Annotated in this window: 8 protein-coding genes and 2 pseudogenes; 6 read left to right on the top strand and 4 right to left on the bottom strand. The window is 68.5% G+C overall.

Annotated features, from left to right (window positions below):
• Window positions 1–115: pseudogene (locus tag ACIKT0_RS10220) on the bottom strand (tungsten ABC transporter substrate-binding protein); the annotation flags it as partial.
• Here ACIKT0_RS10220 and ACIKT0_RS10215 point away from each other — a divergent pair.
• Window positions 115–1,209, top strand: a pseudogene (locus tag ACIKT0_RS10215) (AMP-binding protein); the annotation flags it as partial. The pseudogenes ACIKT0_RS10220 and ACIKT0_RS10215 overlap by 1 nt on opposite strands.
• Here ACIKT0_RS10215 and tmpT read toward each other — a convergent pair.
• Window positions 1,206–1,838: a thiopurine S-methyltransferase gene (gene tmpT / locus ACIKT0_RS10210; RefSeq protein WP_407105247.1), complete on the bottom strand. Its 633-nt coding sequence runs from the start codon at window positions 1,836–1,838 to the stop codon at window positions 1,206–1,208. The pseudogene ACIKT0_RS10215 and the gene tmpT overlap by 4 nt on opposite strands.
• Before the next feature lie 104 nt (window positions 1,839–1,942).
• Between tmpT and msrA the strand changes: the two genes are divergently transcribed.
• The gene (msrA, locus tag ACIKT0_RS10205; RefSeq protein WP_407105246.1) at window positions 1,943–2,467 is read left to right on the top strand and encodes a peptide-methionine (S)-S-oxide reductase MsrA; all 525 of its coding nucleotides are present in this window, start codon (window positions 1,943–1,945) and stop codon (window positions 2,465–2,467) included.
• Window positions 2,468–2,491: 24 nt separating this feature from the next.
• On the opposite strand, the gene ACIKT0_RS10200 is transcribed toward msrA, so the two are convergent.
• Complete coding sequence (locus tag ACIKT0_RS10200) at window positions 2,492–2,908, bottom strand: (R)-mandelonitrile lyase (protein WP_407105245.1); 417 nt, start codon at window positions 2,906–2,908, stop codon at window positions 2,492–2,494.
• Between the two features lie 487 nt (window positions 2,909–3,395).
• Between ACIKT0_RS10200 and ACIKT0_RS10195 the strand changes: the two genes are divergently transcribed.
• The 3 genes from ACIKT0_RS10195 to ACIKT0_RS10185 all read left to right on the top strand — a co-directional run bounded on the left by ACIKT0_RS10195 (window position 3,396) and on the right by ACIKT0_RS10185 (window position 6,542).
• Entirely contained in the window at window positions 3,396–4,907 is a 1,512-nt protein-coding gene (locus tag ACIKT0_RS10195; RefSeq protein WP_407105244.1) for a tripartite tricarboxylate transporter permease, read from the top strand.
• Between the two features lie 71 nt (window positions 4,908–4,978).
• Window positions 4,979–5,992, top strand: a complete 1,014-nt coding sequence (locus ACIKT0_RS10190; protein ID WP_407105243.1) for a tripartite tricarboxylate transporter substrate binding protein — start codon at window positions 4,979–4,981, stop codon at window positions 5,990–5,992.
• A 34-nt stretch (window positions 5,993–6,026) separates the two neighbouring features.
• A complete protein-coding gene (locus ACIKT0_RS10185) occupies window positions 6,027–6,542 on the top strand; it encodes a tripartite tricarboxylate transporter TctB family protein (RefSeq protein ID WP_407105242.1) in 516 nt (171 codons plus the stop codon).
• 8 nt (window positions 6,543–6,550) lie between these two features.
• Here the strand turns inward: ACIKT0_RS10185 and ACIKT0_RS10180 are convergent, their stop codons facing one another.
• Window positions 6,551–6,811, bottom strand: a complete 261-nt coding sequence (locus tag ACIKT0_RS10180; protein ID WP_407105241.1) for a hypothetical protein — start codon at window positions 6,809–6,811, stop codon at window positions 6,551–6,553.
• 138 nt (window positions 6,812–6,949) lie between these two features.
• Between ACIKT0_RS10180 and ACIKT0_RS10175 the strand changes: the two genes are divergently transcribed.
• Entirely contained in the window at window positions 6,950–7,378 is a 429-nt protein-coding gene (locus ACIKT0_RS10175; protein WP_407105240.1) for a PhzF family phenazine biosynthesis protein, read from the top strand.
• Window positions 7,379–7,419 lie beyond the last annotated feature (41 nt).

Below are 7,419 nucleotides of genomic sequence, written 5' to 3'. Positions count from 1 at the left end.
GCTTTTCGGGGTTCACGAGCATGACGCCGTACTGGTTGAAGAGGCGCTTGTCGCCTTCGACCAGAATCGTGAGGTCGCCCCGGTTCTTGAAAGACAGCCCAGGCGTCCGACCGCTTCGAGGACGTCGCGCGCGGGCCGGACGACCTTGCGGCGATCCTCTACACCTCAGGCACCACCGGGCGCTCCAAGGGCGCGATGCTGAGCCACCACAATCTGCTGTCGAACGCGCTCACCCTGAAGGAGCTGTGGCGGTTCTCGCGCGAGGACCGGCTGATCCACGCGCTGCCGATCTTCCACACGCACGGGCTGTTCGTCGCGACCAACATCGTGCTGGCGGCCGGCGCCTCGATGATCTTCATGCCGCGCTTCGACGCCGCCTCGGTGATCGCCGCGATGCCGCGCGCGACCGTGCTGATGGGCGTGCCCACCTTCTACGTGCGGCTGCTCCAGCAGCCCGGCCTGACCCGCAAGGCGACCGCCGGGATGCGCCTGTTCGTCTCCGGGTCGGCGCCCCTGCTCGCCGAGACCCACCGGGCGTTCGAAGAGCGGACGGGGCAGAAGATCCTCGAGCGGTACGGCATGACCGAGACCAACATGATCACCTCGAACCCCTATGAGGGCGAGCGGATCGCGGGCGCGGTCGGCTTCCCGCTGCCGGGCGTCTCGCTCAGGGTGGCGGACCCGGAGAGCGGCGCGCCGCTGCCCGTCGGCGAGGTCGGCATGATCGAGGTGAAGGGGCCGAACGTCTTCAAGGGCTACTGGCGCATGCCGGAGAAGACCCAGGCCGAGTTCCGCCCCGACGGCTTCTTCATCACCGGCGATCTCGGCCGTATCGACGAGCGCGGCTATGTGTGGATCGTCGGGCGCGGCAAGGACCTCGTGATCTCCGGCGGCTACAACATCTACCCGAAGGAGGTCGAGCTCGAGATCGACCAGTTGCCGGGCGTGGTGGAGAGCGCGGTGATCGGCGTCACGCATCCGGACTTCGGCGAAGGCGTCACGGCGGTAGTGGTCCCGGTCCAGGGACATGCGGTCGATGAGGCCGGCGTGCTCGCGGCGCTCGAAGGGCGGCTCGCGCGTTACAAGCAGCCGAAGCGTGTGGTGTTCGTGGACGAACTGCCCCGCAACACGATGGGCAAGGTCCAGAAGAACGTGCTGCGCGACCGCTACGCCGACCTCTACGCCAGGCCCCGCGCGGTCGGAGGCTAGCTCAGCAGCCAGACCTTCTCGGTCGCCGGGAACTTGCCCTTCATGCCGGCAGGGTCGTCCGCGCTCTCGAGCAGGGTGACGCCGTAGGAGGCGCCGTAGAGCGCCCTCACCTCCTGCTCGTCGACCGAGAAGGGCGGCCCGTCCGCCCGCGTCTGGTCATAGACGAGGGTGACGAGCAATTGCGGAGCGCCTCTCGTGATCGCGGTGATATGCGCGGCGTAGCGGGCGCGGTCGGCCCTGGGCAGCGCCACCAGGGCCGCGCGGTCATAGACCGCCTCCACCGAGCCGAGCGTCTCGCAGGTCAGCGCGAAGACGTCGCCGGCGAACACGTCCACGCCGGGCGCGCTGTAGCGTCTCAGCGGCCCGGCGGGCTCGATCGCCGGCTCGACGCCGAGCTCCGCGAACAGCTGCTCCACGGCGGTCTCGACCAGCTCCACGCCGACCACCCGGCAGTCGTTCGCGAGCAGCCAGCGGATGTCGAGGGTCTTGCCGCACAGCGGCAGGAACAGCCGCGCCCCCGGCGCCGCCCCGAGCGCCCCGAAATGCCTGAGCAGCAGCGGGTTGGGCGAGGCGCGGTGGAACCCGATCGCGTTGTCGCGCCACCGCCGGCGCCAGAAATCGGCCTCCATCGCGTCCTCCCTGCCCTCATGCCCGGCCGGAACAACGCGCGTCTTTTGAAAAACCGCCGGCGCCGCCCGATATTGGGCTCATCGATCAACCCGAGGAGCCGGCGATGACCACTGCCACAGAACGCGCGATCCTCGCAGGGGGATGTTTCTGGGGGATGCAGGACCTGATCCGCAAGCAGCCGGGGGTGGTCGCCACCCGGGTCGGCTACACCGGCGGCGACGTCCCCAACGCCACCTACCGCAACCACGGCACGCACGCCGAGGCGATCGAGATCGTGTTCGATCCGGCCGTCACCAGCTTCCGGCGGATGCTGGAGTTCTTCTTCCAGATCCACGACCCCACCACCAAAAACCGGCAGGGCAACGACCTCGGCCTGAGCTACCGGTCGGCGATCTTCTATCTCGACGACGAGCAGAAGCGCGTCGCGGAGGAGACCATCGCGGACGTCGACGCCTCGGGCCTGTGGCCCGGCAAGGTCGTGACGGAGGTCGCGCCCGCGGGCCCGTTCTGGGAGGCCGAACCGGAGCATCAGGATTATCTGGAGCGCTTCCCGGCCGGCTACACCTGCCACTTCATCCGGCCGAACTGGCGCCTGCCGGTCCGCGAGGAGGCCCGCCGCGCGGGCTGAACGGCGGGCCGGCCTTGCGCCGGCTCAGCCCCGCTGGCTCTCCGGGCCGCGCGCGTAATCCGCGTCAGTCACCTGCTCGAGCCAGTCGACGACCCTGCCGTCCTGCGCTTCGCCGATCGCGACGTGGCTCATGGCGCTGGTCGCGGTCGCGCCGTGCCAGTGCTTCTCTCCGGGCGCGAACCACACCACGTCGCCGGGCCGGATCTCCTCGACCGGGCCGCCCTCGCGCTGCGCCCAGCCGAGGCCGGAGACGACGATCAAGGTCTGGCCGAGCGGATGGGTGTGCCAGGCGGTGCGGGCGCCGGGCTCGAAGCTGACGGTGGCGGCCGAGACGCGCGCCGGCGCAGGCGCCTGAAAGCGGCCCTCGATCCGAACGGCTCCGGTGAAGTAGTCCGGCGAACCCGCCGTCGCGGCGATCGTTCCGTTGCGCTGGATCTTCATGGCCTTCTCCGCTGGCCGGGAAATCTACCGCGCGACGCGCCGCCCGACAAAGCCGCACACATTGGAGGGGCGGGCGTGACGCGGAGGTTCGGGCGCCCGATCCTGCACGCACCCCACCCGGCCGGGCTTGGCCCGTCCACCCTCTCCTCTGCGAGGGAGGGAGAAGAGCGGCCAATCCGTCCGCGGGGACGCCAAAGCGCCACCACACAGAAAAGTGAGGCGGTGCGGCGTCCCCGCGTCTCCACCCGCTGTCCGAAGCCCACGGCGATTCCCTCAACCCTCCGGCGCGTAGAGCGCCGGAGCGAATAACCGTGCCGGGCGAAGTGTTTCCGCAGTAGTGATCGGCCGAACACTCGTAAGTACTAAGACAAAAGGTTAGTGGCGGCAGTCCTCGTGTCAGCGGACAACAATTCGTCGCCATCTGGCATACCTGGCGACGGATTCGGGCGGCGGGCAGGCCCCGCAATAGGAAGGTCGGGGGACCCGCATGGAGGAAATCAGCGCGCTGCTCGGCGGCTTCGCAGTCGCCATCACGCCTTACAACATGATGCTGATGGTCGTCGGCATCGTGCTGGGCGTGATCATCGGCGTGTTGCCGGGACTCGGCGGCGCGAACGGCGTCGCGATCCTGCTGCCCCTCACCTTCTCGATGGAGCCGACCTCGGCGATCATCATGCTGAGCAGCATCTACTGGGGGGCGCTGTTCGGCGGCGCGATCACGGCGATCCTGTTCAACATACCCGGCGAACCATGGTCGGTGGCGACCACCTTCGACGGCCACCCCATGGCGATGCGCGGCAAGGCCGACGAGGCGCTGGTCGGCGCGTTCACCTCCTCCTTCATCGGGGCGATCTTTGCCGTCATCCTGATCACGTTCCTCGCGCCCGTGATCGCCAAGTTCGCGCTGCGCTTCGGACCAGCGGAGTTCTTCGCGGTCCAGTTCCTGACATTCGCGAGCTTCCTCGGCATGGGGCGCGGCTCGCCCTTCAAGACGCTCGCCTCGATGTGCCTCGGCTTCGCGCTCGCTTCGGTGGGGCTCGACGGCGTCACCGGCACGCTCCGGCTGACCTTCGGCCATGAGGAGCTGCTGAACGGCTTCAAGTTCCTGGTCGCGGTCATCGGCCTGTTCGGCATCGGCGAGATCCTGTCCTCCATGGAGGAAGGGCTGAGCTTCCGCGGCGCGCACGCCAAGCTGAAGATGGACGCGGTGATCCGCACCTGGCGGCAGCTGCCGCGGATGACCTTCACCTTCCTGCGCAGCTGCATCGTCGGCTGCTGGATGGGCATCACGCCGGGCGGCGCCACGCCGGCCTCCTTCATGGGCTACGGCCTCGCCAAGCGCTTCTCGAAGAACGGCCGGAATTTCGGCAAGGGCGAGCTGGAAGGCGTCGTGGCGCCCGAGACGGCGGCCCACGCCGCCGGCACCGCCGCGCTGCTGCCGATGCTCACGCTCGGCATCCCGGGCTCGCCGACCGCCGCCGTGCTGCTCGGCGGTCTGCTGATCTGGGGCCTGCAGCCCGGGCCGCTGATGTTCGTCGAGCAAAAGGACTTCGTCTGGGGCCTGATCGCCTCGATGTACATGGGCAACCTCGTCGGCCTGGTGCTGGTCCTGACCTGCGTGCCGTTCTTCGCGGCCATCCTGCGCGTGCCGTTCTCGATCATCGCTCCGGTGATCGTCGTGATCTGCGCCATCGGCGCCTACACGGTGAACAACGCGATGTTCGACGTCTGGATGATGCTGGTGTTCGGCGTCATGGGCTACCTGTTCACCAAGCTCGGCTACCCGCTGCCGCCGCTGGTCCTCGCGCTGGTGCTCGGCGACCAGGCGGAGAGCTCCTTCCGTCAGGCGATGTTGAGCTCGCAGGGCGACGTCACGGTGTTCTGGTCGAACTGGCTGTGCGGCGGGATCATGACGCTCGGCCTCGTGCTGGCGTTCTGGCCGCTCGTCCAGGCGGTTCTTGGAAAATGGCGAGGCGGACCGGTCGCGACGCCCGCGTGAGGGCCCGGCCGAACTGCGCGCGACGTGTCGAGACAAGCCGCGACCACAAGCGGCGATCCAGGAGAAATGAGATGTCCGTTCGTTCTCTGAAAGCCTCGGCCCTGGTGCTCGGCGCCGCGCTCGGCCTCGCGGCCGGCCCCGCGGCGGCCGCCTGGGAGCCAACCAAGGCGGTCACCTTCGTCATCCCGGCCGGCACCGGCGGCGGCGCGGACCAGATGGCGCGCTTCATCCAGGGCGTGATCCAGAAGAACAACCTGATGAACAAGCCCGTCGTCGTGCTCAACAAGGGCGGCGGCGCAGGAGCCGAAGGCTTCCTGGAGATGAAGGCTTCGGCGCGGGATCCGCACAAGATCATCATCACGCTGTCGAACCTGTTCACCACCCCGATGGGCACCGGCGCCCCCTTCAACTGGAAGGACATGAAGCCGGTCTCGATGCTGGCGCTCGACCAGTTCGTGCTGTGGACCAACGCCGAGAAGAACTATCCGGACGCCAAGGCCTATATCGACGCCGTGAAGGCCGCGCCCGACCGCCAGTTCAAGATGGGCGGCACCGGCTCCAAGCAGGAAGACCAGATCATCACCGCCGCGATCGAGCGGCACACCGACGGCAAGAAGTTCACCTACATCCCGTATGACGGCGGCGGAAAGGTCGCTGTCCAGCTCGTCGGCGGGCACATCGACTCGAGCGTGAACAACCCGATCGAGGCGGTCGCGCAGTGGCGCGGCAAGCAGCTCAAGCCGCTGTGCATCTTCGACTCCAAGCGCTCGACCCACACCGGGAAGATCACCGAGGACATGGCCTGGAGCGACATCCCGACCTGCGCCGAGGCGGGGCTGCCGGTCGAATACCAGATGCTGCGCGGCATCTTCACGACGAGCGGCGCGACGGACGAGCAGGTCGCCTTCTATGTCGACCTGTTCAAGAAGGTGATGGCGACCGAGGACTGGAAGGCCTTCATGGACAAGGGCGCGTTCAACGAGACCACGATGAGCGGGCCGGAGTTCGAGGCCTGGCTCACGGAAACCGAGAAGAAGCACCGCGAGCTGATGCAGGAAGCCGGCTTCCTCGCGCAGGCGCAGTGACCCGACACGACTGAGCGGAGACGACAAGGCAGCCATGAGCCACGCCCCAGAAGTCCAGGAAGAACGCCCGCTGGTCAGCACCCGCGCGGCCGACATAGGCGTGGCGCTGCTGTTCCTCGTCGCCTCCGCGGTCGTGATCGCCGACAGCGTGCGGCTCGGCTTCAACTGGCGGCCGAACGAGGGGCCGGCCCCCGGCTACTTCCCGTTCTACATCGCCGTGGTCATGGCGCTTGCGAGCGCCGTGAACCTCGCCCGCGCCGTGGCGCTCCCGCCGGAGGGCGAGGAGACGCTGACCACCCGGCCGGGCTTCATGCGGATGATGGCGATCTTCATCCCGGCCGTGGTCTACGTGGCCGCGACGACCTGGATCGGGATCTATGTGGCGTCGGCGATCTACATCGCCGGCTTCATGATCCTGTTCGGGCGGTTCGCCCTCTGGAAGGCGGCCGGCGTGTCGCTCTCGATCGCCGCCATCTCGTTCATGATGTTCGAGGTCTGGTTCCTGGTGCCGCTGCCGAAGGGCCCGCTCGAGGCCGCGATCGGCTACTGAGGCGGGACTCAGTCGGCGAAATAGGCCTGTTCGGCCGCCAGCCGCGCCGCCTCGCGGCTGGCCGACACGCCCTCGAAGCCGTGCGGGGCGCGGGCGCCGCGGAAGCCGGTCCACTTCCAGCGGTTTTCACGCGCCGAGAAGCCGACGCGCGTGACCTGAAGGAAGTCCTGAGCGGCGAGCTGGCCGGGGGCCGGCACCAGAGGGTCGAGGGAGAGCGCCCCGGCCTCGGGGCTGATCCATTCAAGCTGAGAGCTGCGTTCCAGGCTCATGGGGACTACTCCGACGCGCCGCCGCCTCCTGCGGGGGCGTTCTCTCTATAGCCCGCCTTCCCCTTCGGCCCGGTTAAGCGCAGGCCACGCATTCGAACGGCCTTCTTCACGACCGGTCAGCGTGCTAACCGAGCCCACATGTCCCGCCTCTATGTCATCCTCGACGTCTTCACCGACGCCGCACTCGCCGGAAACCCGCTCGCCGTGGTGCTGGACGCATCCGGCCTCGACGGCGCGGCGATGCAGCGGATCGCCCGCGAGTTCAACCTGTCCGAGACGGTGTTCCTGCTGCCGTCGGAGGACGAAGCCCGCAAGGCGCGCCTGAGGATCTTCACGCCGCACCGCGAGCTGCCTTTCGCCGGCCATCCGACGGTCGGCGCGGCGACGCTGCTCGGGCTGATGGAGGCCATGGCCGGCAAGGGCCGCGAGGCCGCGTTCGAGATCGAGGAGGCGGTCGGGGCGATCGCCTGCAGGACGGTCGCGAACGGCAAGCGGGCCGGACGCGCGGTCATGTTCGCCATCGCGCGGCTGGCGAACTCGTTGCGCGCGGACGTAGCCACAAGCTGATTGAAGTCGCGGTCGAGCCGCATGAAGGTCAGGTCGTCGGA

Origin of the sequence: Hansschlegelia beijingensis, assembly GCF_045505405.1 — a bacterium.
Lineage (GTDB): Bacteria > Pseudomonadota > Alphaproteobacteria > Rhizobiales > Methylopilaceae > Methylopila > Methylopila beijingensis_A.
This window is presented reverse-complemented; position numbering and strand designations above follow the sequence as displayed.

What these genes read in the sequence shown, in the direction of transcription:
- tmpT (WP_407105247.1), bottom strand. Translation starts at nt 1,838, where the DNA reads ATGGAGGCCGATTTCTGGCGCCGGCGGTGGCGCGACAACGCGATCGGG.
- msrA (WP_407105246.1), top strand. Translation starts at nt 1,943, where the DNA reads ATGACCACTGCCACAGAACGCGCGATCCTCGCAGGGGGATGTTTCTGG.
- ACIKT0_RS10200 (WP_407105245.1), bottom strand. Translation starts at nt 2,908, where the DNA reads ATGAAGATCCAGCGCAACGGAACGATCGCCGCGACGGCGGGTTCGCCG.
- ACIKT0_RS10195 (WP_407105244.1), top strand. Translation starts at nt 3,396, where the DNA reads ATGGAGGAAATCAGCGCGCTGCTCGGCGGCTTCGCAGTCGCCATCACG.
- ACIKT0_RS10190 (WP_407105243.1), top strand. Translation starts at nt 4,979, where the DNA reads ATGTCCGTTCGTTCTCTGAAAGCCTCGGCCCTGGTGCTCGGCGCCGCG.
- ACIKT0_RS10185 (WP_407105242.1), top strand. Translation starts at nt 6,027, where the DNA reads ATGAGCCACGCCCCAGAAGTCCAGGAAGAACGCCCGCTGGTCAGCACC.
- ACIKT0_RS10180 (WP_407105241.1), bottom strand. Translation starts at nt 6,811, where the DNA reads ATGAGCCTGGAACGCAGCTCTCAGCTTGAATGGATCAGCCCCGAGGCC.
- ACIKT0_RS10175 (WP_407105240.1), top strand. Translation starts at nt 6,950, where the DNA reads ATGTCCCGCCTCTATGTCATCCTCGACGTCTTCACCGACGCCGCACTC.